At 70.6% G+C, this 24,964-nt stretch carries 22 protein-coding genes; 15 read left to right on the top strand and 7 right to left on the bottom strand.

Features of this window, described 5'->3' with window-relative positions:
- Positions 1-2 precede the first annotated feature (2 nt).
- Positions 3-1,199, bottom strand: a complete 1,197-nt coding sequence (locus ABGA98_RS33205) for an ABC transporter substrate-binding protein (protein WP_347622365.1) — start codon at positions 1,197-1,199, stop codon at positions 3-5.
- A gap of 122 nt (positions 1,200-1,321) precedes the next feature.
- Here ABGA98_RS33205 and ABGA98_RS33210 point away from each other — a divergent pair, with 122 nt between their 5' ends.
- From ABGA98_RS33210 to ABGA98_RS33220, 3 genes are read left to right on the top strand one after another with little or no spacing between them, the layout of a single operon-like run.
- Complete coding sequence (locus tag ABGA98_RS33210; RefSeq protein ID WP_347622366.1) at positions 1,322-2,128, top strand: PaaX family transcriptional regulator C-terminal domain-containing protein; 807 nt, start codon at positions 1,322-1,324, stop codon at positions 2,126-2,128.
- 51 nt (positions 2,129-2,179) lie between these two features.
- Positions 2,180-3,685 (top strand): long-chain fatty acid--CoA ligase, encoded by a 1,506-nt coding sequence (locus tag ABGA98_RS33215; protein ID WP_347622367.1) that lies wholly within the window; start codon positions 2,180-2,182, stop codon positions 3,683-3,685.
- 6 nt (positions 3,686-3,691) lie between these two features.
- Complete coding sequence (locus ABGA98_RS33220; RefSeq protein WP_347622368.1) at positions 3,692-4,804, top strand: 5-methyltetrahydropteroyltriglutamate--homocysteine S-methyltransferase; 1,113 nt, start codon at positions 3,692-3,694, stop codon at positions 4,802-4,804.
- A gap of 75 nt (positions 4,805-4,879) precedes the next feature.
- On the opposite strand, the gene ABGA98_RS33225 is transcribed toward ABGA98_RS33220, so the two are convergent.
- Positions 4,880-5,704, bottom strand: coding sequence for a hypothetical protein (locus ABGA98_RS33225; protein WP_347622369.1), 825 nt, complete (start codon positions 5,702-5,704; stop codon positions 4,880-4,882).
- A gap of 142 nt (positions 5,705-5,846) precedes the next feature.
- On the opposite strand from ABGA98_RS33225, the gene ABGA98_RS33230 reads away from it, so the two are divergent.
- Complete coding sequence (locus ABGA98_RS33230; RefSeq protein WP_347622370.1) at positions 5,847-7,598, top strand: hypothetical protein; 1,752 nt, start codon at positions 5,847-5,849, stop codon at positions 7,596-7,598.
- A gap of 16 nt (positions 7,599-7,614) precedes the next feature.
- Positions 7,615-7,959: a hypothetical protein gene (locus ABGA98_RS33235; protein ID WP_347622371.1), complete on the top strand. Its 345-nt coding sequence runs from the start codon at positions 7,615-7,617 to the stop codon at positions 7,957-7,959.
- A gap of 159 nt (positions 7,960-8,118) precedes the next feature.
- On the opposite strand, the gene ABGA98_RS33240 is transcribed toward ABGA98_RS33235, so the two are convergent.
- The 3 genes from ABGA98_RS33240 to ABGA98_RS33250 all read right to left on the bottom strand — a co-directional run bounded on the left by ABGA98_RS33240 (position 8,119) and on the right by ABGA98_RS33250 (position 11,791).
- Positions 8,119-8,757 (bottom strand): GPP34 family phosphoprotein, encoded by a 639-nt coding sequence (locus ABGA98_RS33240; RefSeq protein WP_347622372.1) that lies wholly within the window; start codon positions 8,755-8,757, stop codon positions 8,119-8,121.
- The gene (locus ABGA98_RS33245; protein WP_347622373.1) at positions 8,754-10,160 is read right to left on the bottom strand and encodes an APC family permease; all 1,407 of its coding nucleotides are present in this window, start codon (positions 10,158-10,160) and stop codon (positions 8,754-8,756) included. The genes ABGA98_RS33240 and ABGA98_RS33245 overlap by 4 nt, the downstream gene beginning before the upstream one ends.
- A 119-nt stretch (positions 10,161-10,279) precedes the next feature.
- On the bottom strand, positions 10,280-11,791 hold the full coding sequence (locus ABGA98_RS33250) for a multicopper oxidase family protein (protein WP_347622374.1): 1,512 nt from the start codon (positions 11,789-11,791) through the stop codon (positions 10,280-10,282).
- Positions 11,792-12,049: 258 nt separating this feature from the next.
- Between ABGA98_RS33250 and ABGA98_RS33255 the strand changes: the two genes are divergently transcribed.
- The 6 genes from ABGA98_RS33255 to ABGA98_RS33280 all read left to right on the top strand — a co-directional run bounded on the left by ABGA98_RS33255 (position 12,050) and on the right by ABGA98_RS33280 (position 18,369).
- On the top strand, positions 12,050-13,051 hold the full coding sequence (locus tag ABGA98_RS33255; protein ID WP_347622375.1) for a LacI family DNA-binding transcriptional regulator: 1,002 nt from the start codon (positions 12,050-12,052) through the stop codon (positions 13,049-13,051).
- A 13-nt stretch (positions 13,052-13,064) separates the two neighbouring features.
- On the top strand, positions 13,065-14,339 hold the full coding sequence (locus ABGA98_RS33260; protein WP_347622376.1) for a sugar ABC transporter substrate-binding protein: 1,275 nt from the start codon (positions 13,065-13,067) through the stop codon (positions 14,337-14,339).
- Positions 14,336-15,217, top strand: a complete 882-nt coding sequence (locus ABGA98_RS33265; RefSeq protein WP_347622377.1) for a sugar ABC transporter permease — start codon at positions 14,336-14,338, stop codon at positions 15,215-15,217. The genes ABGA98_RS33260 and ABGA98_RS33265 overlap by 4 nt, the downstream gene beginning before the upstream one ends.
- Complete coding sequence (locus ABGA98_RS33270; protein WP_347622378.1) at positions 15,217-16,023, top strand: carbohydrate ABC transporter permease; 807 nt, start codon at positions 15,217-15,219, stop codon at positions 16,021-16,023. The genes ABGA98_RS33265 and ABGA98_RS33270 overlap by 1 nt, the downstream gene beginning before the upstream one ends.
- A 23-nt stretch (positions 16,024-16,046) precedes the next feature.
- A complete protein-coding gene (locus ABGA98_RS33275; RefSeq protein ID WP_347622379.1) occupies positions 16,047-17,444 on the top strand; it encodes a sulfatase-like hydrolase/transferase in 1,398 nt (465 codons plus the stop codon).
- 88 nt (positions 17,445-17,532) lie between these two features.
- A complete protein-coding gene (locus ABGA98_RS33280; protein WP_347622380.1) occupies positions 17,533-18,369 on the top strand; it encodes an aldo/keto reductase in 837 nt (278 codons plus the stop codon).
- A 46-nt stretch (positions 18,370-18,415) separates the two neighbouring features.
- Here the strand turns inward: ABGA98_RS33280 and ABGA98_RS33285 are convergent, their stop codons facing one another.
- Positions 18,416-20,122 carry a glycosyl hydrolase family 18 protein gene (locus ABGA98_RS33285; protein WP_347622381.1) on the bottom strand — a complete coding sequence of 569 codons (1,707 nt, stop codon included), beginning with the start codon at positions 20,120-20,122 and terminating at the stop codon, positions 18,416-18,418.
- Between the two features lie 266 nt (positions 20,123-20,388).
- On the opposite strand from ABGA98_RS33285, the gene ABGA98_RS33290 reads away from it, so the two are divergent.
- Positions 20,389-20,736, top strand: coding sequence for a luciferase family protein (locus ABGA98_RS33290; RefSeq protein WP_347622382.1), 348 nt, complete (start codon positions 20,389-20,391; stop codon positions 20,734-20,736).
- 82 nt (positions 20,737-20,818) lie between these two features.
- Here ABGA98_RS33290 and ABGA98_RS33295 read toward each other — a convergent pair whose 3' ends face one another.
- Complete coding sequence (locus ABGA98_RS33295; RefSeq protein WP_347622383.1) at positions 20,819-21,460, bottom strand: GntR family transcriptional regulator; 642 nt, start codon at positions 21,458-21,460, stop codon at positions 20,819-20,821.
- Positions 21,461-21,677: 217 nt separating this feature from the next.
- On the opposite strand from ABGA98_RS33295, the gene ABGA98_RS33300 reads away from it, so the two are divergent.
- Genes ABGA98_RS33300 through ABGA98_RS33310 form a run of 3 tightly spaced genes read left to right on the top strand, consistent with a single transcriptional unit; the run spans position 21,678 to position 24,963 of the window.
- A complete protein-coding gene (locus ABGA98_RS33300) occupies positions 21,678-22,181 on the top strand; it encodes a hypothetical protein (RefSeq protein ID WP_347622384.1) in 504 nt (167 codons plus the stop codon).
- Positions 22,181-23,665: a hypothetical protein gene (locus ABGA98_RS33305; RefSeq protein WP_347622385.1), complete on the top strand. Its 1,485-nt coding sequence runs from the start codon at positions 22,181-22,183 to the stop codon at positions 23,663-23,665. Before ABGA98_RS33300 ends, ABGA98_RS33305 begins: the two co-directional genes overlap by 1 nt.
- Complete coding sequence (locus tag ABGA98_RS33310; protein WP_347622386.1) at positions 23,662-24,963, top strand: VWA domain-containing protein; 1,302 nt, start codon at positions 23,662-23,664, stop codon at positions 24,961-24,963. Before ABGA98_RS33305 ends, ABGA98_RS33310 begins: the two co-directional genes overlap by 4 nt.
- The last annotated feature ends 1 nt before the right edge of the window (position 24,964 follow it).

Here is a 24,964-nt window from a genome sequence, read left to right on the forward strand (position 1 = left end):
CGCTACCCCGCCGCGGCGACGGTCTTGGCGAGCTCGTCCTTGGCCCAGTCGGTGGGGACGAACTCACCGTCCTTCACGGTGTTGACCGAGATGTACTCGGGGGAGAGCCCGGAGTGGTCGGTGGGGGAGTAGCGGAAACGGCCGTTCGGCGTGATCAGGTCCATGGTCTCCAAAGCCTGCTGGATCTTGGTCTTGTCGGTGCTCTTCGCCTTCCTGATCGCCTCGAACAGCAGCAGGCTCGCGCTGTATCCGTCCTGCGCGAACTGCGGCGGCCCGTAGCCGTGCTTCTGCTCGTACGGCGTGGCCATCTGCTCGATGACCTGTTTCTGCTTGCCGTCGGGCAGGTGCTCGCCCACCACGCCGATGGCGCTCTGCACGGTCATGCCCTCCGCGGCGTCGCCCATCGGCTCCAGCCACAACTTGCTGGCCTGCGACGCGGTGAGGAACAGCGGCGTCTTGAGCCCGGAGGCGACGTACTGCTTGGCGGCGGTCACGCCGGGCGCGCCCGAGCCCCAGAACACGAGCGCCTCGGCAGGCGAGTCGCGCACGTGCTGGAACAGCGGGCTGAAGTCGGAGGTCGTGGTCTCGTACGACTCGTCGACGGCGATCGTCACGCCGTACTTGGGGGCGAGCTCGACCATCGCCTCGTGCCCCGAGACCGAGTAGGCGCTCTTGGAGTCCCAGGCGACGGCGATCGTCTTGATGCCCTCGGCCTGGATGTACTGCAGGTAGCGCTCGGCGTACATGCTGGACAGGGCCGGGGTGACGAAGATGTACGGCTTGATCGGCTCGACCTGCTCCTGGGTGGGTGCCAGCGACAGGTACGGCATCTTGTCGCGCTGCGCGAGCGGCTCGATCGCGAGCGCCGAGTTGGAGAACACCGGGCCGATCAGGGCGTCGATCTCGCCCTTGATCTGGTTGTAGGCCACGATGCCCTGGTCGGGAGCGGTCTTGTCGTCCCGGGTGACCAGCTCGACGGTGCGGCCGAGCAGCCCGCCCTGCGCGTTGACCTGCTCGACGGCCAGCTCGACGGCCTTCTTGTCCTCGCTGCCGAGCGGGGTGTAGTTGCCGGTCAGGGAGACGATGAGCCCCACCTTGATCGGATCTCGCGCGCCTGATCCGTCACCGCCGCCGCCGCTGCCGCCGCACGCGGCGACGGCGAGCACGAGAACGGCCAGGGACGGGAGCAACCTGCGCATCAGGACCTCCGTGCTCACTGCGTGAGGCGGCTCGGTCGCTAGGGAGCCGTCGCGTGTGGCCTGAATGTAGGCAGGTACATTACGGCTGTCAATAGATTGCCGAATATCTGGGAGGGCCTGCCATGCGGCCTCAATCGGTGATTCTCACCTTTCTCGGAGATCACGTATACGGTCGCGGGGTCTGCGTCGCGTCGAGAAGTTTCATCGAGGCGTTCGCGAGGGTGGGGATCTCGGAGGAGGCCACGCGCTCGACGCTGACCCGCATGGTCCGCCGCGGCCTGCTGCGCCGGCGCCGCTCGGGCCGCCGCATGTACTTCGGCCTCACCCCGACCAGCGCCGAGGTGCTCAAGGACGGCGAGCGGCGCATCTGGCACAGCGGCGTGGTCAACGACGCGGGCGACGACCGCTGGACGCTGATCGGCTTCTCGCTGCCCGAGTCGTGGCAGCGGCAGCGGCACGAGCTGCGCTCGCGGCTGATCTGGGCCGGGTTCGGGCCGCTGCAGAACGGGCTCTGGATCGCTCCCGGCGAGGTGGACCCGGCCCAGGTGGTCGAGGATCTCGGCGCGAACGTGAAGGTCTTCTCCGCCGAGCCGAGGCGCCCGACCGACATGCACACGCTGGTGCGCGACGCGTACGACCTGGAGGGCCTGGGCGATCGTTACCGGGAGTTCCTGAGCCGCTGGGACCGGGCCGATCCCGCGCCGGAGGCGCCCGACGACCTCGCCCGCTCCCTGATGCTGCTCACCGGCTGGCTGCAGATCATCAGGGCCGATCCGCGGCTCCCGCTGCGCTACCTGCCGCACGACTGGCCCGCGGAGAAGGCCCAGCGGGTCTGCCACGCGCTGCACGAGCGGTTCAGGGCGGAGGCGGTGGCGGTCGCGAACGGGCTCCTCGACACCGTCCCCGACGAAAGTTGGGCAGAACGATGACAGCGATCGTGAAGTGGCCTAACTTGAGGGCTTGAGCGTCAAGGAGTGCCGATGCGGAATCAGGGGACGGGCTCGTGGCCGGCACGCAGGGCGCGCATGACGCCCGAGCGGGTTGCGCTGAGCCATCGCGGGCGCGACCAGACCTATCGTGACCTGCGCGATCGTTCGTACCGGCTGGCTTCGGCGCTGGCCGGTCTCGGCGTGCGGCGCGGCGACCGGGTGGCCTTCCTGGGGGCCAACCAGCCCTCGATGGTGGAGACGTTCTTCGCCACCGGGCTGCTCGGCGCGGTGTTCGTGCCCCTCAACACCCGGCTGGCCACGCCCGAGCTGCGCTACATCCTGGAGGACGCCGGCGCCGAGATCGTCGTGCTGGGCGAGGGGCAGGACCGCGAGGATCTCCCCGGCGGGCTCCTCCGGCCGGATGCGTATGAGGACTTCCTGCAGAGCGGGTCGTCCGAACCCATCGACGAGCCCGTTGGCCAGGACGACGTGTGCCTGATCATGTACACGTCCGGCACGACCGGCCGCCCCAAGGGAGCCATGCTCACCCACGGCAACCTGACGTGGAACACCGTCAACCTGCTGGTCGACGTGCCGCTCGCGCACGACGAGGTGACGCTGGTCAGCGCCCCCCTGTTCCACATCGCGGCGCTGGCCCAGACGCTGATCCCGACCGTGCTCAAGGGCGGCAGGGCGATCCTGGAGCCGTCGTTCGACGTGGAGCGCACGTTCGACCTGATCGAGTCGGAGCGGGTCACCGTGATGTTCGGGGTGCCGTCGATGTTCGGCTTCCTCGCGCGGTCGCCGCGCTGGGCGGGCGCCGACCTGTCGAGCCTGCGCCACCTGCTGTGCGGCGGCGCGCCGGTGCCCGAGCCGCTGATCAGGACCTACCAGGAGCGTGGGCTGACGTTCCTGCAGGGGTACGGCATGACCGAGACCGCGCCGGGCGCCCTCTTCCTGGGGGCCGAGCACTCGATCGCCAAGGCGGGCACGGCCGGGGTGCCGTGCTTCTTCTCGGATGTCCGCCTGGTCGCGCCCGACGGCTCCGCGGCGGGTCCCGGCGAGCCGGGCGAGGTGTACGTCCAGGGCCCGAACGTGATGCCCGGCTACTGGGGGCGGCCCGAGGAGAGCGCGAAGGTGCTCTCGCCCGACGGCTGGTTCCGCTCCGGAGACGTCGGCGTCGCCGACGCGGACGGCTACGTACGCATCTCCGACCGGCTCAAGGACGTCATCATCTCCGGAGGCGAGAACGTCTACCCGGCCGAGGTGGAGAGCGTCCTCTACGGCCACGAGGCGGTCGCCGAGTGCGCGGTGATCGGCGTGCCCGACGACAGGTGGGGCGAGGTCGGCAAGGCCCTGGTCGTGACGCGGCCGGGCGCGAAGGCCGAGCCCGCCGAGCTGCTGGCGCACCTGGACGGTCGGCTGGCCCGCTACAAAATCCCGAAATATCTGGAAATCGTCCCCGAACTGCCCAAGAACGCGGCGGGCAAGCTGCTCAAAGCCCCGCTCCGCACGCTCTACGGAGGCCCCGACCACGGCCTCCATCCGAGGAGATGATCAGCAGTGCGCACCACACCCCCTTTCCGCGCTGACCACGTCGGCAGCCTCCTGCGCCCGCCGGCGCTGCTCCGCGCCCGCGAGAGCCTCACCGGCGACGCGCTGCGCGAGGTCGAGGACGAGGCCATCAGAGAGGTGGTACGCCGTCAGGAGGAGACCGGGCTGCAGAGCGCGACGGACGGTGAGTTCAGGCGGGCCTCCTGGCACATGGACTTCATCTACCAGCTCGGCGGCATCGGCCAGGCCTCCGACGAGCACATCACGGTCCGCTTCCACAACGAGCGGGGCGACATCGAGTTCACCCCGGCGGCGCTGCGCGTCCACGACCGGATCAAGCTGAACGAGCCCGTCTTCGCCGACGACTTCGCCTTCCTGCGCGACACGCTCGCCGTCCGGGGCGCCGGCGTCGTGCCCAAGCTGACCATCCCCTCGCCCAGCATGGTCCACTACCGGGGCGGGCCCGCGGCCATCGACCCCGCGGTCTATCCCGACGTGGAGGAGTTCTGGCGGGACCTCAGCGCCGCCTACGCCGAGCAGGTGCGCAGGATCGGCGCGCTGGGCTGCACCTACCTGCAGTTCGACGACACCAGCCTGGCCTACCTCAACGACCCGGCCCAGCGGGCGGAGCTGGCCTCGCGCGGCGACGACGCCGACCACATGCACCTGCGCTACATCCGCCAGATCAACGCCGCGCTCGCCGCCAAGCCCGCCGGCATGACGATCACGACGCACATGTGCCGGGGCAACTTCCGTTCCTCCTGGGCGGCGGAAGGAGGGTACGACTTCGTCGCCGAGGCGCTGTTCAGCGAGCTTAAGGTGGACGGGTTCTTCCTGGAGTACGACGACGAGCGGTCGGGCGGGTTCGAGCCGCTGCGCTTCGTGCCGCCGGGCAAGATGGTGGTGCTCGGGCTCGTCACCACCAAGTCGGGCGAGCTGGAGTCGAAGGACACGCTCAAGCGGCGCATCGACGAGGCCGCCAAGTTCGTCGACCTCGACCAGCTCTGCCTGTCGCCGCAGTGCGGGTTCTCCTCCACCGTCGAGGGCAACCAGCTCACGGCCGACCAGCAGTTCGCCAAGCTCGCCCTGATCGTGGAGACCGCCCAGGAGATCTGGGGCTGAGCGTCAGATTCCCTGGAGGGTCACGACCGTGCCCGTGAGGCGGGCCTGCTCCGCGGTGCTACAAATATCGATAAGTCAGATTTGGTCCGGCTTCCATGCGGTCAAATCGTATTTCGTCGCTATTGAGCGCCACATCTCGGAAAAGCGGACTTTCGCCGCCTGCGCGTCTTCGGATCTGTCGATGCCGCGGCGGAAGTCGCGGTCGCCGGCGGTGGATCCCGTACAATTCCCGCCGCTCTGCCGCCGCGCCCAGGCGAGGAACGCCGCGTCGGCTTCGTACGAGGCGCTGAGCGCGTCGACGAGGGCGTCCTTGAGCTCCGTGCCGCCCGCGAGCGCCGTCACCTCCAGCGCGCGGGCGTCGGTGAGCTGCCCGCGCCGGCGGTCGGTGATGTCCTGGATCATGTCGCGCCCGCGCCGCTCGCATCTCCGCGCGCGCTCGATCGCGCCGGAGAGGCTGGTACGGGCGGAACTGCTGCTGGACAGCAGGTCGTTCACGGCTGCGGCCTGCTGCTCCGCCGACGCGCCCGGCGAGGGGGTGGGCTCGCCCGGCGGCGAGGCGGATGCGGTCTCGGAGGCGGCCGATGGGGGCGCGTCGCCCGCGGGCGCGGACGCCCCGGCCTCTCCCGCGCCGGCGGTCTCGGCGGGCGCCGGGGCGCGGCCGGCGACAGCCCACCAGATCACGGCGATCACCAGAACGGCTGCGGCCAGGCCGGTGAGCAGGGGCATCCGCCGCCAGAGGGGTGCGCGCCGCCGCGGACGGAAAGGGCCGGGGCGGTGCGCGCCCGGCGAGGGCGTGCCGGGGGAGGAGAGCCGGGCCCGGCAGCGCGGGCACTGGAGCAGGCCGCCGACGTCGGACCCGCATCGTCCGCACAGGCGGTTGGAGCCGGGGTCGTGGGTCAACGCGTCCTCCCGCATATTTCATCAATTCCGGCGAAATGCTGCATTTGTCCTACGCCTTTTTGCGTGCGCTTTGCTGACGCCGAGACTATTTGAATAAGCTCCCCTAGGGTCGGTTCCGAACGTAAAAGGAAGGGCGGAACACATGGCCGTCGACAGCTCGTCCGCGAAATTCCGGCGCACCGCGGATTCATCATCGGGCCCGCCGCCCGTCAGCAACGCCACGCGTTACCTCTGCGCCGCCGCCTACCTCGACCACGGCTTCCGTGACCGGGTGCTCGACGAGCTGTTGTTCGACCCCTATCGGGCGATCCCGCCCTCCTACGGTGGGTTCGACCTCATGCCGGTGCTCCACCACTGCCGGCGCGCCCGCGCGATCCTCACCGTCCGCGACGCGCTGATCACCCTGCTCTTCGCCGCCGGCCTGCTGCTCACCCCGTTCACCACGATCATGTGGATGCTCGTCCTCGTGCCCTTCGTCCTGCTCACGGTCGACAGCGTCCGCCGGGCGCCGCTGCGCGTGCGCGTGACGATCCTGCTCGCGGGGGCGTTCCTCATCCTGTGGCCCTTCATGTACGGGCTGGCCCCGATGCTGGACGACCTGACCGGTTCAGGGTCGCCCGGCTCCAGCGCGTACGAGCCGGAGTCCTCTCCCGGCGACGGGAGCACGCTGGTCGAGATCCTGTTCATCCCGGCCGCCACGCTCACCGTCGTGGTGGTCTACCGCGTGGCGATCTACCTCACGCTCGCCGGCACGCTCAGGCCGGGCACGCCCGAGCCGGTCACCGGGGTCACCCACCCCAAGACGGCCCGCCGCCTCGACTACATCCGCAGGGCCCAGTGGGGCAACGTGACGATGTACGCCAACGAGGACGCCTTCATGGGCGCCGGGTCCATCGAGCGCAGCTGGTCGATCGCCGTCGAGCTCGACCGCGTCCGCCACGACCACGTGAGCAGGCGGCGCAACGACCCCGTCGACATCGACCCGGTGGAGCTGCACGCGTTCGTCCGCGAGCGCCTCAAGGACATGCGCGACCGCGTCCTGCGGCCCAACGAGGGCATCCAGCGCCTCGACATCGGCGACCACGTGGTGACCAGGGGCATCTTCACGGTCAGCGACTGGCACGGTGATCGCACCAGGACGGCGCATCCGATGATCGGCCGGCACGGCCTGCCGAAGTGCGAGGTCACGCCCGAGGAGATCGAGGCCATCATCCGCCACCCCCAGGGCGGCGTGCGCTACTACCAGCGGCTCACCATCAACAACGACGGCCAGGAGATCCGCGACCCCAGCGGCAACCTCGTCGCCCCCGCGGAAGACCAGGAGGCGCTGACGTCCGCCTTCATCTACCTCGCGGTCGAGGGGCGGATGCTCTACACCCAGTTCGTCGTCACCGTGCTGCCGCCGGCCCTCGGCGCCTACCACGTGGTCGATCAGCTGCCGACGATGACCGGCGTGCGGATCGCGTGGGAGGCGGTCAAGATGTTCAAGCTCCGGCTGCTGCGCGACGTGCTGGCCGCCCCCGCGCGGGTCGCCCGCACCGCGGTCCAGGCCGTGCGCCAGAGCCTGATGACGCCCGACCCGCACAAGCACATCGTCTACCCCTACGGCGCCCGCTTCAGCGTCCGCGAGCTCGGGGCGAGCGAAGACCTGCAGACCCACATCCAGGTGCTCGACGTCGCGAAATACACCCGGATGATCGAGCAGCGGCTCACCGAGGCCGTCCTCGACTTCCTGGAGGACCACGAGGTCGACACGGGGGCCTACCGGTTGCAGGCGGCCAGCGTGACCATGAACACCGTGTCCGTGGGCGCGGGCGGCTCGGTCAGCGGCCCCATCGCCTTCGGCCGGCACGCGTCGGCGACCGTCCACGCCGGCGCCCGGCCGGGCGCGTGACGAGCGAGGAGACTCCATGGGCGACGAATACGGCGTGCACGTCAGCGGCGACGGCCGGATCAGCGGGCCGATCGCGATGGGCGCCCACGCCCGCGCGGTCGTCGTCAACGCCGGCGATCCGGCGGGCGGCGAGGCGGGAGCGCTTCTGGAACGACTGGAGCGCCTGCTCGCGGCGCACGAGGCCGACCTCGCCGAGCCTGCGCGGGCGCGCAGAGACGCGGGTGACATCCGGCAGGAGCTGGCGGAGACCGAGCCCGACCGGTCGCGCATCCTCGACGCGCTCAGCCGGCTCTCCGCCCGCGCCGCCGAGGTGGCCCCCGTCGTCGAGGTCGTCTCACAACTCCGCGCCCTCTTCCCCTGACGCCCTCCCCGCCCGGCGGGCGCCTCCTACGGGCTCGTCAGCTGTCCGACCGCACCCCGGGCCGACCGTTCGTGGTCGCCCGGGCGGTTCCGCCGCGCTCATCGGGCGGACGGACGCCTGCCGGCCGTACAACGGTGTGGCGGGGCGGTGGACGGGTGCTCAGCGGTAGACGGCGACGGCGGCCTCGCCGACGAGCGCGTCGACCACCGTGACCACCTCGCCGACCACGGGGGAGCTCTCGCGGGCGATCTCGCGCAGGCGGCCGACCAGCCGGGCGCTCGGCAGGTCCAGATAGAGCTCCTGTTCGACCCGCAGCACGGCCACCAGCCCGCACAGCGCGGCGCACCGCGCGTCCGGCTGTTTCCAGCCCTCGACCGCCGAGCGCGCCCCGGCGGAGGCCCGCACGATCGAGGCGATGTCGGCGGGCTCGTACCGTGTGTACGGCAGCACGCCCAGACGGCGCCCGCTCACCTGGACGAGCACGCCCGAGGCGAGCAGCGCCTCCCGGGCGCGGTCGTGGATGCCGTCCGCCGTCTTCTTGAGCAGATACCTGAGCTCCCTGCCGGTGTGGTGACGCAGGAGGAGGGAGACCAGGTCGTCGGCGATCGCGTCGCCGGTGGGAGCGCGCCGGGTGGCGGCGGCCTGGCCCTTGGCGACGGCGACGCGTCCGCCGAGCGCGAGGTCGAGCAGCACGGCGCCGGCCAGCCCGAGCGACATCGACGACGGATGGACCAGAGGCCTGCCCGTCTGGTCGTGGGCGATGAGGTAGAGGTCCTGGTGGAGGGGCAGCGCGCTCATGGAGCGGAGGTCCTCGCAGGCGTTGGGCCGGCCTCGGAGGGCATGCCGTCCAGGGACGGCCGGCGGCCCAGGGCATAGAGGACGGCCAGCGCCACGACGCCGGCTCCCAGCCAGGCGAGGCCCGCCACCTGGGCGAGGACGTTGGCGTTGATCACCACGAAGACCAGGATGCCCATGCCGATCAGCGGCGCGACGAGGTGCGACCACAGGTTGTCGGAGCCGCGGCGCAGCGCGTAGTGCACGATCACCGACAGGTGCAGGACGATGAAGGCGGCCATGGCGCCCATGTTGATCAGGCTGGTGAGGAGGTCGACGCCGTCGGAGCGGCTGGACATCCACAGGCCGACGCCCACGGACAGCAGGGAGACGAAGACGATGGCGTTGGCCGGGACCGAGTGCCTGACCGACACCTTGGCGAGGAACGACGGGAGCTGCCGGTCGCGCGCCATCGCGTAGAGCAGGCGCGACACCGCGACCTGGGCGACCATGGTGTTGGCCACGCCCCAGGAGAGCGCGGTGGCCGTCAGGGTGACGTCCTTGAGCCATGCGCCGCCCGCCACGGCGGCGGCGTCGTAGAACGCGGTGCCGCTGTCCTTGACCAGCAGCCCGCCGGGGTCGGGCACCAGCAGGGAGGCTACCCAGACCTGGGTGACGAAGAGCAGGCCGGCGAGCAGCAGCGCCACCCGCATCGCCTTGCCCACCTGGGCCGAGCCGCCGGTGGACTCCTCGACGAGCATGCTGATGCCGTCGAAGCCGATGAACGACAGGACCGCCACGGAGACCGCGGCGAACATCACCGGCCAGGAGAAGGTCTCCAGGTTGAACAGCGGTGAGAGGCTGAACCCGCGCCCCTTGCCCTGGAGCAGCGCCCAGAGGCCCACGACGAGGAACAACCCCAGGACGAGCAGCTCGAAACCGATCATCAGGCGGGTGAGCCGGACCGTCATGCGGATGCCGCGCAGGTTGATCCCGGTGTTCACGGCCACGAAGACGATCAGCCAGGCCCAGACGGGGACGTCCGGAACGAGGTCGTGCATGGCGAGCGAGGCCACCAGATAGAGCAGGCAGGGCACGAGGATGTAGTCGAGCAGGACCATCCACCCGGTCATGAACCCGACCGGCGGGGCGATGCCGCGCCCGGCGTAGGTGTAGACGGAGCCCGACAGGGGGAACGCCTTGACCATCTGCGCGTACGAGGCGGCGGTGAAGAGGAGCGCGATCATCCCGACGAGGTACGCCAATACCGGCATGCCGCCGGAGCGGGAATAGACCAGGCCGAAGATCGCGAAAGGTGCGATCGGCACCATGAAGGCCAGGCCGTAGGACACGAGGTCGGTCAACCCGACCCCGCGGCGTAACTCCTGCCGGTAGCCGAACTGCTCGATGTTCTCTGAAGCGCGCACGACAAGCCTCTCCGTGTCGTCATGCAGGGCGGGGATCCAGTCCGGCGATCCTCGCGTAGCCCGGTGCCGGGTCGCAAGAGTGATCAAAGTGATGTGCCACATGGCAGTGCCGGCGCGCGTCAGTGGCCGCTGGGGCGGCTCTTCTCACCAGATGAGTGGCTCTCCTTGCCGGCGGAGTGTCCGCCGTGGATCATGCCGGGGCGCAGCGGCGGGGCCTGGCCGTAGCCGATGGCGCCCATCATGCCCTGCTCCTGGTGGTACAGGTTGTGGCAGTGGAACATCCACTCGCCGGGGTTGTCGGCGTGCACGTCGATGTGCAGGCGTTCGCGTGGCTTGATGTTCACGGTGTCCTTGCGTGGCCCGGACCGCCCGCGGGCGCGCAGCTGGAAGGTGTGGCCGTGCAGGTGCATCGGGTGCCACATGGGCGACTGGTTGTCCAGGACGATCCTGAGGGTCTCGCCCGGTTCGACGCGCAGCCGCAGCGGGTCGCTCGCGAGCCGGTCGTTGAGCGTCCATTCGTTGCCCGACTCGCGCATGCCGAGCGTCACGGCGACGGCCCTGGTCGGGAGGGGGAGGTGGTCGGTGGGCCGGGCGTCCATGTCCTGATATTTCAGCATCCGTCGTTTGAGCTCAGGCACCTTGACCCGCGGCGGCGGCGTGTCGGCCTTGCGCGAGGTCCGCACCACCGCGTACGCCCGCCCGCCCTTGCCCTCCGCCTGCGCCACCAGCGGGAACGCGCCCGATTTGAGGGTGACGACGAAGTCGTACCGCTCTCCCATGCCGATGACGAACGTGTCCACGGTGACGGGCGAGCACGGGAACCCGTCGGCGTGGGTGATGGTCATGCGGTGCTCGCCGAGCGCGAAGCGGAAGGCGGTGTCGGCAGCCGCGTTGATGACCCGGAACCTGACGCGCCTCTTGGGAGAGCTGGTGAGCGTCCTGGGGGCGGCCGGCGGGCGGCCGTTGACCAGGTAGAGCGGGTGGCGCAACTCCGCGGCCACGCCGCCCAGCGCCTCGCTGCGCAGCGTGTCGTCGTGCTCGGTGGAGGAGTTCAGCCGGCGCAGGGCGTCGTCGGGGGTGCCGTCGATGCCGTCGAGCCAGTCGTCGAGCACGATCGTGAACTCTTCGTCGTACCGGAGCGGCTCGTGCGGGTCGGCCACGACCAGCGGGCCGTACAGCCCGCGGTCGAGCTGGGTGCCGACGTGCGAGTGGTAGAAGTACGTGCCGGGGTCGGGCACCCGGAAGACGTAGTCGAAGGTGCCGCCGGGCCGGGTGGGATCCTGGGAGAAGCCGGGTGCGCCGTCCATGGGGAAGTCGATCCTGATGCCGTGCCAGTGCACGGTGGTGGGCGCGGGCAGGTCGTTGACCAGCCGGACAACGACCGTCTCGCCGGCCGTGGCCCTGACGAGCGGGCCGGGGAGCAGGCCGTTGTAGGTCCAGGTGGAGACGGTGCGCTTGCCCAGCCTCACCTTGGCGGGCCTGGCCCGCAGCACCGTCCCGCGCGGTCGCGCCACGATGCCGGCCGCCGGGCCGGCCGCCGGCGACTCCAGGGCGGCGCCGAGTCCCAGAGCCGCGAACGTGCCGGTAACGAACGTCCGGCGTGATACCCGCCCGATTGCCAGATTCTTCACAGATCCTCCCCCGTTCACCTGGAAAGGTAACGGAGAGTGACGGAAAACGCCTTTCGCCACGCGGGGATCGGGTCAAGGGCCTGGAACTCCGGGCGCGCTCGCCTATTGATCGGGCGGGCGGCGCAAAATATGGTGTTAATCGATTCACACGCCCGAGGACGCTCGGGTGGAAGTGCCCTATATGTTCCCCCTGATCGCGATGTTCTCCCAGAAAGATTCCCCGTATCCCAGTCGGGAATGCTACGTTATTCGACTAACATGAGACCTACCGCACGACAAGTGGCCGAGCTGGCGAACGTGTCCGTGGCGACCGTCTCCTACGTGCTCAGCGGCCGGGACCGCCCCGTGGCCGCCGAGACGAGGAAGCGGGTGCTCGAGGCCGCCAGGCAGCTCGGCTACACCCCCAACCAGGCCGCCAGGAGCCTGCGCAAGCGCCGCACGCAGCGGGTCTGCCTGGTGCTGAGCTCGCTCGGCGGCGTTCCCAGCGACGAGCGGCTGGCCACCGACCTGCACGAGATGGCAGACGCCCGCGGCTATTCCGTGGTCACGCTCACGGTCTACTCGGAGGCGCGCGCGACCGCGGCCATCGACGTGCTGCGCGGCGGCATCGCCGACGGCGCGCTGGTCAACGTCGTCGGCGACCACTTCACCCACGACCTGCTCACCGGGCTCGCCGCCACCGGCCTGCCGATGGTGGTGCTGAGCAACGAGAGCGGGCTCGAGGGCTGCGACGTCGTCCGCGCCCCCGAGACCGAGGCGTGCGCGCAGGCGGTCGAGCACCTGCTGGCGGAGGGCAGGCGCCGCATCGCGTTCATGGCGCACCGCTTCGAGCTCTACCGCGACAAACCCGCGGGACGGCTGCTCGGCTACACCACCGCCCTCGAACGACACGGTGTCGACCAGCGGATCGTCACCTCCGGCGCGGACGACCGCGTCTCGGCCTACCAGACGGCCGCCGAGCTCCTGAGCTCCCCCGACCGCCCCGACGCGATCTTCGCCGCCTCCGACCGGGCCGCGATCAGCGTGATCTGGGCCGCCAGGGACGCCGGGCTGCGCGTGCCCGACGACGTGGCCGTCGTCGGCGTCGGCAACATCGACGAGGGCCTCATCAGCAATCCGCAGCTCAGCACCGTCGGCCCGCTCCGCCACGACTACACCGACGTCGTACGCCTGCTCTTCGACCGCCTCCAGGCCGAGGAGCCGCCGCCCGCCCGCGAGATCGTCCGCTCCTGGACCTTCCTGCGCCGGGGCTCCTCCTAGAAGGGAATCCGAGATGTCTCCCCACGCCCCCCACATGACCCGCCGCGACCTGCTCCGCCTGGCCGGCGCCGCCGCCGCGGTGCCGGTGTTGTCGTCCTGCGCGGGAGCGCCGCCCGCGCAGACCGCCGCCCCCGGCACCTTCACCGTCTACTGGAACGCCGGCCACGACTACCAGGCCTACCGCAAGGTGATCGCCGAGTTCGAGCAGGCCAACAAGGTCAAGGTCAACCTGCAGAAATACCAGTGGCCCGACCTGCGCACGAGGCTGCTGGCCGACTTCGCCTCCGGCACCGTGCCCGACGTGGTCGAGGAGCCCGGCGGGTGGGTGCAGGAGTTCGCCATCTCCGGCAACGCCCGCTCGCTGCAGGACTACGTCGACCGCGACGGCGAGGCGATGGGCTTCCCCTCCGACTGGCAGCCGGTCACCGTCGAGCGCAACTCCTACCAGGGCAAGGTGTACGGCGTGCAGCTCCACCTGACCTGCAACACGCTGCTCTACAACAAGGGCATGCTCGGCGAGGCCGGGTTGGAAGCGCCGACCACGTGGGAGGAGTTCCTCGCCGCGGCGAAGAAGCTGACCAGGGACGGCGTGCACGGCGTCGCGCTCAACCAGGACCACGCCTACATCTGGCCGTGGATGATGCAGGCCGGTGTCACCCCCTTCGACCCGGAGACCGGCAAGGTCATGACGCCGATCGAGGACGCGATCGCCGCCCTGCAGTTCCAGGCCGACCTGATCCACAAGCACAAGGTGGCCCCGGTGCCGGTGTCCAGCACCGACTACTCCGGCCCGCAGAAGTTGTTCTCCGCCAAGCGCGCCGCGATGATCCTCACCGGCCCCTGGGACCTCGAACCGATCAAGAAGACCAGCGCCGACATCGACCTCGGCGTCGCGCCGCCGCTGAAGAACAAGGAGCAGGTCACCCAGGCGGCCGGCACCAGCATGCTGGTGCCGGCCAAGGCCACCAGGCCCGACCTGTCGTGGGACTTCATCAAGCGCATCACCGCGGTCGAGGTCGAGCAGGCCGCCACGAAGGAGAGCGGCATGCTGATGCCGCGCGTCTCCTGGGCCAAGCTGCCCGAGGTGCAGCAGGACGAGGCCATCAAGGTGTTCGCCGAGGCACTGCCGATCGCCAAGGACTCGACCCAGGAGGTGCGGTTGACCGGCCAGCTCGGCAAGTGGGACGAGCAGCTCAAGGTCGTCTACCAGCAGGTCATCATCCAGAACGAGCCGGCCGCCGACGCCCTGCGCGCGTTCGCCGAGGCCGCGGAGGGCTTCCTGCGATGACGATGTTGCGGCCACGCACCCTCTCCGGCCGCTACGCCAGGACCGCCTACCTGTTCCTGATCCCGGCGATCCTGTTCTTCGCGGCCTTCTTCTACCTGCCGATCGGCAACGTGGTGGCCACCAGCCTGCGCACGGGGCCGCAGGCCGACCAGTGGGCCGGGCTGGGCAACTACACGCAGGCCCTGGCCGACCCGGCGGTGCGGCACTCGTTCCTCGTCACGGTGATCTTCTCGGTGATCGTGGTGGTCGGCTCGATCGTGCTCGGGCTCGGGCTGGCGCTGGCGCTCGACCAGCCGCTCAAGGGGCGGGTGGTGTTCCGGGTGCTGCTGCTGGTGCCGTACCTGACCTCGGTGGCGATCGTCGGGCTGCTGTGGCGCAACATCCTCGACCCCGAGCTCGGGGTGCTCAACCGGGTGTTGGGCGCGGCCGGGCTGCCCGAGCAGACGTGGCTCAACACCTCCCCGCTGCTCACGATCGCCGCCGTCACGCTCTGGCAGAGCGTCGGCTACACGATGGTGTTGTTCCTGGCCGGGCTGCAGGGCATCCCGGAGACCTACCACGAGGCCGCGAAGATCGACGGGGCGGACGCGTGGCGCCGCTTCTGGCGGATCACGCTGCCGCTGCTCGCGCCGACGACGTTGTTCGTCTCGGTGATGGCGGTCATCTCTGGGCTGCAGGCCTTCGGGCAGGCGTACATCATCACCAACGGAGGTCCTGGCGACGCCACCGACCTGTCCGTCTTCCACATCTTCAACGTCGCCTTCCGCGCCAGGGACTTCGGCTACTCCTCGGCGCAGTCGGTGCTGCTGCTCGTCGTCATCGTGGCGTTCACGCTGGTGCAACTGCGGGCCGGGCGGCGCGGGGAGGTCACGTACTGATGCGCAGGCCGCTGCTCTACACCCTGCTCGGACTGGCCTCGCTCGCGACCGTGGTGCCGCTGCTCTACATGGTGTCGCTGTCGTTGCAGACCGAGGCGGAGACCCTGTCGGCGAACGCGGTCATCGTGCCGGACTCGCCCCAGTGGGGCAACTACGCGGAACTGTTCACCCGCGCGCCGTTCGGCAACTTCATCATCAACAGCCTCGTCGTGGCGGGCGCGATCACGCTCGCGCACCTGCTGTTCGACCCGCTCGTCGGGTACGTCTTCGCGAAGTTCCGCTTCCCGCTGCGCAACACGCTGTTCGTGGCGCTGCTGGCCACGCTCATGGTGCCGTTCTTCGTGCGGATGATCCCGTTGTACGTGCTGATGGCCACCATGGGGTGGCTCGACACGTACCAGGGGTTGATCACGCCGTTCCTCATGGACGCGTTCGGGATCTTCCTCATGCGGCAGTTCATCCAGCCCATCCCCGACGACCTGATCAGCGCGGCGCGCATCGACGGCGCCTCCGAGCTGCGGATCTACCGGAGCGTCATCCTGCCGCAGACGCGGCCCGCGCTGGCCGTGCTCGGGTTGTTCACGTTCGTCTTCCAGTGGAACGAGTTCCTCTGGCCGCTGGTGGCCACCACGACGCCCGAGATGCGTACCATCCCGGTCGGGCTCACCCTGTTCAACCAGGAGTACTTCACGTTGTGGCATCTCACGGCCGCCGGCTCGGTGATCCTCTTCGTGCCCACCGCCGTCCTGTTCATCTTCACGCAGCGATACTTCGTGCGTGGCATCGCGCTGACCGGCATCAAATAGTCAGTCCGTTAGGAGAGTTCCTTTTGCCCCCGAACGTGCCCCCGAACGTGCCCCCGAACGTGCCCCCGAACGTGATCGTCGTCTTCACCGACCAGCAGCGGTGGGACACCGTCGGACCCTTCACCCCCAACCTCGACAGGATGGCCAGGCACGGCACGCAGGCCACGGTCGCGCTCACCCCGCAGCCCGTGTGCGCGCCCGCCCGTTCGGCGTTGCAGACGGGGCGCTACCCGACCACGACGGGCGTCCACCGCAACGGCCGCGTCCTGCCGGCCGGGGAGCGCACGCTGGCGCACCACTTCGGGGAGGCCGGCTACGCCACCGGCTACATCGGCAAGTGGCACCTGGCGGGCAGCGAGCCGGTGCCGGAGGAGGAGCGCGGCGGCTACCGGTCGTGGCTGGCGGCGAACGCGCTGGAGCACACCTCCGACGCCTACCGCACGATCATGTACGACGAGGCGAACGAGCCCGTCATGCTGCCCGGCTACCGCTCCGACGCCCTCGTGGACGCGGCCGTGCGCTTCGCCGCAGACCACCACGACGAGCCGTTCTACCTGTTCCTGTCGTTCCTGGAGCCGCACCACCAGAACGAGGTGGACAACTATCCCGCCCCCGACGGCTACGAGGAGCGCTATCAGGGCCGCTGGATGCCGCAGGACCTGGCCGCGCTCGGCGGCACGGCCCACCAGCACATGGGCGGCTATCTCGGCCAGGTCAAACGCCTGGACGAAGGGCTCGGCCGGCTGCTCGACGCGCTGCGCAGCATGGACCTGCTGGACAACACGATCGTGGCGTACACCTCCGACCACGGCAACCACTTCAAGACCCGCAACGGCGAGTACAAACGTTCCTGCCACGACGCGTCGCTGCGGGTGCCGCTCGCGCTGCGCGGGCCGGGCTTCGACGGGGGCGGGGCGATCTCCCGCCCCGTCAGCACCGTCGACCTGCCGCCGACGCTGCTGGAGGCCGCCGGGTTGCCGGTGCCCGCGTCCATGCAGGGCCGCTCGTTCCTGCCGTTGGTGCGGGATCCGCGCGCGCCGTGGCCCGAGGAGGCGTTCTTCCAGGTGAGCGAGTCGGAGGTGGGGCGCGGTATCCGCACGGCGCGGTGGAAGTACTACGCCGTCGCCGAGGACGCCGACCCGTGGGACGTCCCGGCCGCCGCCCGCTACCGCGAGCAGGCCCTGTACGACCTGGACAACGACCCGCACGAGCTGGTCAACCTGGCGGGGCGCACGTCGCACGCGGAGGTCGCCGGGGGGCTGCGGGAGCGGCTGGTACGACGGATCGTGGCGGCGGGGGAGGCGGAGCCGGTCATCGAGCCGGCCGCCGAGCTGGCCGGTCCCGACCAGGGCATGACCGACCCCGCCGTCCGGCTCCACGGCCCCAAGCCGGTCCGTTTCGGCCACCAGCCCCGCCCCTGACGGTCCTTCGGCCGGGACCGGGTCATAGGAAGATGGGCCGGGTATCCGTTGAATCACGAACTTGGAACGTCGCACCTAGGGGGTCCTGATGTCTTATTCGCCCGGCACGTTCACCATCGGCGGCAAGGCCGTCCGCCGGCTCGGCTTCGGCGCCATGAGCCTGACGGGTCCGGGAGTCTGGGGTCCGCCGCGCGACCACGACGAAGCCGTCCGGGTGTTGCGCAGGGCCGTCGAGCTGGGCGTCGAGCTCATCGACACCGCCGACTCCTACGGGCCGTACGTCAACGAGGAGCTCATCCGGGAGGCGCTGCACCCGTACCCCGAGCGGCTGCTGATCGCCACCAAGGCCGGGTTCGTCCGCCCGCGACCGGGCCAGTGGGAGGCCGTGGGACGGCCCGCGTACCTGCGGCAGGAGGTCGAGATGAGCCTGCGCAGGCTCGGCGTGGACCGGATCGACCTGCTGCAGCTGCACCGCATCGACCCGGCCGTGCCGCTGGAGGACCAGGTGGGCGAGCTCGGGGCGCTGCGGGACGAAGGCAAGATCGGCAGCGTCGGCCTGTCCGAGGTGAGCGTCGAGGAGCTGGAGCGGGCGCGGCGCGTCGTCGAGATCGCCACCGTCCAGAACCGCTACAACCTCACCCTCAGGGTCTCCGAGGGAGTGCTGGAGCACTGCGAGAAGGAGGGCATCGGGTTCATCCCCTACAGCCCCATCGCCAAGGGCCGGCTGGCGGAGCCCGGCGGCCCCGTGGACCACGTCGCCCAGGCCGTCGGCGCCACGCCCGCGCAGGTCAGCCTGGCCTGGCTGCTGGCCCGCTCCCCGGTGACGATGCCGATCCCCGGCACGTCGACGGTTGCCCACCTGGAGGAGAACCTCGCCGCCTCGGCCGTGTCGCTGACGGCCGAGCAGGTGCGCGAGCTGGACTGAACCCGGGAGGGCCGGCCCGTGGCGGTGCCGGCCCTCGACGGTCACATCAGCCCAGGCCGTTCCGCATGGCCGTGAGCAGCTCGGCGTTGGAGGTGTCGCCGCTGAGCTCCCAGAAGAACGCGCCGCCGAGGCCCTGGTTCTTCGAGTAGCTCATCTTGCCGCCGATCGTGGCCGGCGTGTCGTAGCTCCACCACTGGTTGCCGCAGTGGGCGTACGCGGTGCCCGCGACGGTCCCCGTGGCCGGGCAGCGGGTCTTGAGCACCTTGTAGTCCTCGATGCCCGCTTCGTACGTGCCGGGCGCCGCTCCGCTCGCGGTGCCGCCCGGCGCGGCCTGCGTGACGCCGGTCCAGCCGCGGCCGTAGAAGCCGACGCCGAGCAGCAGCTTGCCCGCCGGGATGCCCTTGGCCTTGAGCTTCTGGATCGCGGCGTCGGAGTGGAACCCGGGCGTCGGGATGCCGTTGTAGGAGGTGAGCGGAGAGTGCGGGGCGGTCGGGCCCTGCGGGGCGAAGGCGCCGAAATAGTCGTAGGTCATGACGTTGTACCAGTCGACGTACTGCGCTGCGCCGGCGTAGTCGGCCGCGTCGATCTTGCCGCCGTCGGTGCCGTCGGCCGTGATGGCGGAGGTCACCAGGTTGCCGGAGCCGAACCGGGCGCGCAGCGCCTGCATCAGGTTCCTGTACGCGGCCGGGCCGCTGCTGTCGCAGGACAGGCCGCAGGCGTTCGGATATTCCCAGTCGATGTCGATGCCGTCGAACACGTCCGCCCAGCGCGGGTCCTCGACCAGGCGGTAGCAGGACTCGGCGAACGCGGCAGGGTTCCGCGCGGCCTGGGTGAAGCCGCCGGACCAGGTCCAGCCGCCGAACGAGAACAGCACCTTCAGGTGCGGGTGCTTCTGCTTGAGCTTGCGCAGCTGGTTGAAGCTGCCGCGCAGCGCGCCGGCGTCCCAGGTGTCGGCGACGCCGTCCACGCTCTCGTTCGCCTGGTAGAAGCGGTCGTAGTCGGCGTAGCTGTCGCCGATCGTGCACTGGCCGTTCTGCACGTTGCCGAAGGCGTAGTTGATGTGCGTCAGCTTGGCCGCCGAGCCGCTGGTGTCGATGTTCTTGACGTGGTATCCGCGCTGGTAGACGCCCCACTGCACGAAGTAGCCGAGCACCTTGTTCCCGCCGTCGCCGGGGCCGCCGGGGTCGCCGCCGTCGTCACCCTTGGCGGTGGTGGCGTTGACGGCGCCGCTGGCGGCCGAGCGGTTGCCCGCGGCGTCGCGCGCCCTGACGGTGTAGGAGTAGCGGGTCTCGGGGCTGAGACCGGTGTCGGTGTGGGTGGTGCCGGTGACCGTGGCCACCAGGGTGCCGCCCCGGTAGACCTCGTAGCCCGTGACGCCGACGTTGTCGGTGGAGGCGTTCCAGGCGAGGGAGACGCTGCGGTCGGTGACGCCGGTCGAGCGGAGGTTGCCGGGGACGCTCGGGGCGCTGGTGTCGTCCCCGCCGCCGTCGCTGCCGACGGGCTTCCACAGCGCGGGGACGTTCGGCGGCTCCCAGCCGGGCTGGGAGGTGTGGCTCTGGATGCACTCGTACGTGACGCCGTTGTAGGTGACGCGTGTGCCCGCCGTGTAGGCCGTCCACGCGGACCAGTCGGCCATGGCGGCGCTGGCGGAGGAGGAGGTGGCTGCCCAGGAGGGGGCGGCGACGAGGACGGTGAGCGGCAGCACTAACGCCGCCAGCCCGGCGAGGGCCTTGCGCAGGATGGTGTGTCTCATGATGCTCCGACATCCGGTTGGGGGGTGTACGGGATGGGATGCCATAGAAACTATTAGTAAAGTTTCCTTATAAAATGGACGGTAACCGCAGGCCGGGGAGGCGTCAATACGCGACGCGCAGATGGTGAAATCTCATCAGAATCCGGAGCGGGTTCCGCGCGGCTCACCGGGCTGGGTCGTGCGCGTCGGCGATCTCACCCGGAGGGTAGATAACGGTTGCGGAACGGTCGCTGACGTGGAGGTGTACCGTGCCCCAGCATTGAGGCGTGGCAGGGATTACCGCCTGGCGGCGGACCGCTGAACGCCACGGACCCTACGTGGTCCGTGCGGTGGCCGAGTTCCGATCGTGGCCGGCGCTGGCGGTGAGCGACACCCGGCGCGGCCCCCGGTTCGCCGTACACGGCACCGAGATCCTGCGACTGGCCGGCGCCGACGAGGTCCAGGTGCGGCTGACGGTGCCGGCGATCGACCGGCTGGCCCCCTACCTGCGCGAGTGCACCCAGGTGCAGGCATGCCCCGATCGGGCCTGGGTTGCCGTGCAGGTCGACGCGGAGCCCGACCTCGACCTGCTGTTCGCCCTGACGAGCGTGGCGATCAAGGAGCACGTGGCGTAACCACCACGCCGATTGTCGGCACTTTCATCGCCAATCACTGCGAGAGGCGTGCGATCACGATCGCTCGGCGGTGCCGTCACGGTCAGGCGTCGGAGGCTTCCAGGGCCTTGGCGACGCTGCGCAGGTGCTGCTGCATCGCCGTCTGGGCGGCCTCGGGGTCGCCGGCGACGATGGCCGCCACGATCAGCTCGTGCTGCGGCAGCGACACCGAGGCCCGCCCCGGCTGCCGGGCGAGACGGAACTTGTGCCGCACCACCTGCGCCCCCAGCCGTTCGATGATCACCGCCGAGGTGCGGTGGCCGGCGATCTCGCGGATCTCGGCGTGCAGGGTCGCGTTCAGCTCGGAGTAGCGGTCGAGGTCGTGGGACTCCACGGCCGTGCGCATCGCGGCGACGATCTCCCGCAGCCGCGCACCCTGCTCGGGGGTGACCCGTTCCGCGGCCTTGGCGGCCGACAGGCCCTCGAGCACCATCCGCACCTCGGTGATCTCGACGGCCTCCGCCTTGGAGACCGCCCGCACGCGGGCGCCCTTGTTCTTGAGGATCTCGACCAGGCCCTCGGCGGCCAGCTCCTTGAAGGTCTCGCGCACCGCGGCCCGGGTGGCGCCGAACTGCTCGCACACGTCGGCCTCGACGAGCCGCTGGTTGGGCACGAAGTCCCCGCTGAGGACGGCCGCCCTGACCCGGCCGGTCAGCGTCTCCTCCTGCGGGGACCCTGGGGCCACGCGATCCTCCCGATGCCGTACGAACCCGTCCTGGTCAGCAATATTATCGACAACCGCGCCCGTGCGTGGGGTGTGCCGCGGGATCGGAGCCTTGATCGTTCGGCCCCGTTCTGTCGGTCGGGTGGGGTAAGTTCCCGGACCATGATCAGCCGTTCGCGGCGGCGTGGGCACTCCCGCCCGCGCCCGCGCACCGGCTGGGGCGGGAGGTTCTGAGGTCGTGGACGCGGACGAAACCGCGTGGGAGCGGCGCAGCGTGGTGCGTGTGGTGCCGCCTGTCGCGCCGCGCAAACTGGCGAAGGTGCCCTTCGTCGAGCTGGCCGACGGGCGGCTGCAGGGGGTCGTGTCGAGCGGATCCGACATCGAGCGGGTCTACGTCTCCTCGATCACCGCCGGCACCCATGCGCTGAGCTGCAGCACCAACAACAACCGGCCGTGCGGCGCGCTGCACGGCTACGCCTGCAAGCACATCCGCATGCTGGCCGACGAGGCGGTCGTGCAGTACGGCCTCGACCGGGTGGCCCGCTACCTGCGGGTCGAGGTGCCGGAGGGTGACGCTCTGATGAGCTGCCTCCACGGGCAGCCCGAGCGCACCCCGGCGGCCGTGGTGTTCAGCAGGTTCCTGCGCCATCTGGCCTACCTTGAGGTGCCCGACAGCACCGACCCGCTGGTCGAGCTGCACTGGTTCCCCTCGACGGCGGCGGAGACGGGAGCGGCGCGTTGATGCTGGACGTACAGCTGGAAGAGGTGCTCGCCGGCGCTCCCGAGGGGGCGGGCGAGGCGCTCGGCCTGGTGGCGGGGTTCGACGACGCGCTCGCACTCGGGTTCGCCAGGGTCGGCGAGGAGGCGGCCGGTGCGCTGGCCGCCCTGGCCGGCGCGCTGGCGGCCAGCCCGATCGGCGAGCGGGTGAGCGAGGCGGCGGGCAAGGTGGCCGCGGGATCGGTCGGCGACGAGCACCTGGCGGCGCTGGCCGGCGGGCGCGCCGCACTGTCCGGCGCGGTCCACGACGCCCTGCTCGGCCGTCTCGACACGGCTTCGGGCAGATCCCGCGCCCCGTGGCAACCGGCACAAGACGGCCAGGGCGCCCCGGGCGACCTGCCTGGTGGTCAGGCGGCGCCGGGCGATCCGTCCGACGGTCAGGCGGCGCCGGGCGGTTCGGCCGGTGGAGGGCCGGCATTCGGGAATCTGCTCGACGGTTGCCGCGTCTGGTTGCGCGAGCTGGCCATCGTCGGGTGGCGTGGCGTCGACCACGACCTCGCCGGCTCGGCCGACCAGACGATCGAGGCGCTGCTCGCCGTGCCGGAGCTGCGCGGGCTCGCGGTGCTGCTCGACGGCCTGGCGGCGGAGCTGCGGGCGTCGAGCCCGGTCGCGACGATGGACCGCCTGCCCGCGCGCAGGTGGGCCGACCTGTGGACACGCGGCCTGCTGCTGGCGCAGCGGGGCCCGTGGCAGGGCGGCGCCGAGCCGGTGTCGGGGCGGCTGCTGATCCTCGGCGCCGACGTGCACGAGCACGCCACCGTGGTGCGGGCGCAGGTGCACGGCGTCCTGGAGCCCGCGGGCGGCGGTCCTGCCACGCTGGTGCGCACCAGCGTGGCGGCCGCCAAGGTCGACACGATCGTCGGCCCGGCCGTGTGGCGGCTGATGGGCGGTCATCCGGTGCTGCTGGGCGCGCTGGCCGGTCACCACAGCCTGGAGATCACGGACATGCCGTTGCTGCCGGGCGGCGACCTCGTGTGGCACGACGACCAGGCCGTCGCGGGCGAGCCCGCCGACCCGTTCACGACGGCGCGGGTGGCGCTGTCCGGGGCGAGCGCTCCGGCGGTCCCGCCGCTCGACCGCCACCCCGTGCGCATCGCCGAGCCGGTCTTCCTGGAGGGCTACTCCGTCGACAGCGGTTCCTTCGGCCTGGTGCCGGCGGGGGGAGGCCGCGCGCTGCCGCTCGACCTCGACCGCCTGCCGCGCGGCGGCCCGCTCACCCCCGAGCTGGTGGCCGCCTCGTCGGCGTGCATCGGCCTGATGCGCTGGGACGGCCGCTGGCTGCTGCAACCGCTGGCCGTCCAGGCCACGGTGAAGAAGAAGCCGGTCGCCGCGCACAACGGCGACTGGGCCATGGGCCCCACCGACCCCAAGGTGGTCAAGGCCGAGGCCAGGGCCGGCGACGTGGTCGCCGTGCTGCGCGAACGAGCGGGACGGCTGCTGCGGAAATGACCGACATCCTGGAAGGCGCCGACATGACGCGGCGCCAGGTGCTCTACTGGCGCCTGCTGTCCCGGCTGTTCGGCCCCGACGAGCAGCCGGCGCTCGAGACGGCCAGCATGGCCATCGTCGAAGACCTCGGCCTGCCGCCCGCGCTGCTCGACCCCGGGGTGTCGGTCGACACCCTGGTGCAGCGCTTCCCCAGCCTGGGCGACGAGTTGCAGGACCTGATGGCGGAGCAGGAGCACGAGCAGGGCGCCGAGGTGCGCCGCGCGGCCCTGGTCTCCAAGCTGCTGCTCAACGTCTTCGCCACCGGCACGGGCAACGTCACCGCGAGCCGGCTGGAGAGCTGGAAGAACGACGCGGGCTGGTTCGAGAAGGGCATGGGCTGCGAGCCCGGCGGGCTGCGCCACCGCGTGGGCGACGAAGAGCTGGCCGCGGTGCTCGCCGGCATCGAGGGTGACCTGGTCAAGCGCATGCACCTGCGCGAGGTGCTGGCCGACCCGGTCCTGTCCAAGCAGCTGACGCCCAGCATGTCGCTCATCGAGCAGTTGCTGCACGACAAGCACAACCTGTCGGGGGTGGCGCTGGCCAACGCCAAGGCGCTGATCCGCAGGTTCGTCGACGAGGTCGCCGAGGTGCTGCGCACCCAGGTGGAGAAGGCCAGCGTCGGCGAGATCGACCGGTCGGTCCCGCCGAAGCGGGTTTTCCGCAACCTCGACGTCGAGCGCACCATCTGGAAAAATCTCACCAACTGGAGCCCGGAGGACGAACGCCTCTACGTCGACCGGCTCTACTACAAGCAGACCGCGCGCCGCACCACCCCCGCCCGCATGATCGTGGTCGTCGACCAGTCGGGGTCGATGGTGGACGCTATGGTCAACTGCACCATCCTGGCGTCGATCTTCGCCGGCCTGCCCAAGGTCGACGTGCACCTGGTGGCCTACGACACCCGGGCGCTCGACCTGACCCCGTGGGTGCACGACCCGTTCGAGGTGCTGCTGCGCACCACGCTCGGCGGCGGCACCGACGGCACGGCCGCGATGGCCATCGCCAGGCCGAAGATCTCCGATCCGCGCAACACCGTGATGGTGTGGATCTCCGACTTCTACGACAACCGTTCGCTGATCACCGACTTCGAGGCGGTGCACCGCTCGGGGGTGAAGTTCATCCCCGTCGGCTCGGTCAACAGCTCCGGCTCCCAGAGCGTCGACCCGTGGTATCGCCAGAAACTCAAGGACCTGGGCACCCCGGTGCTCTCGGGCCACATCCGCAAGCTCGTGTCCGAGCTCAAGAACTTCCTCACCTAGG

The organism is Nonomuraea sp. B1E8, from assembly GCF_039871515.1.
GTDB lineage: Bacteria > Actinomycetota > Actinomycetes > Streptosporangiales > Streptosporangiaceae > Nonomuraea.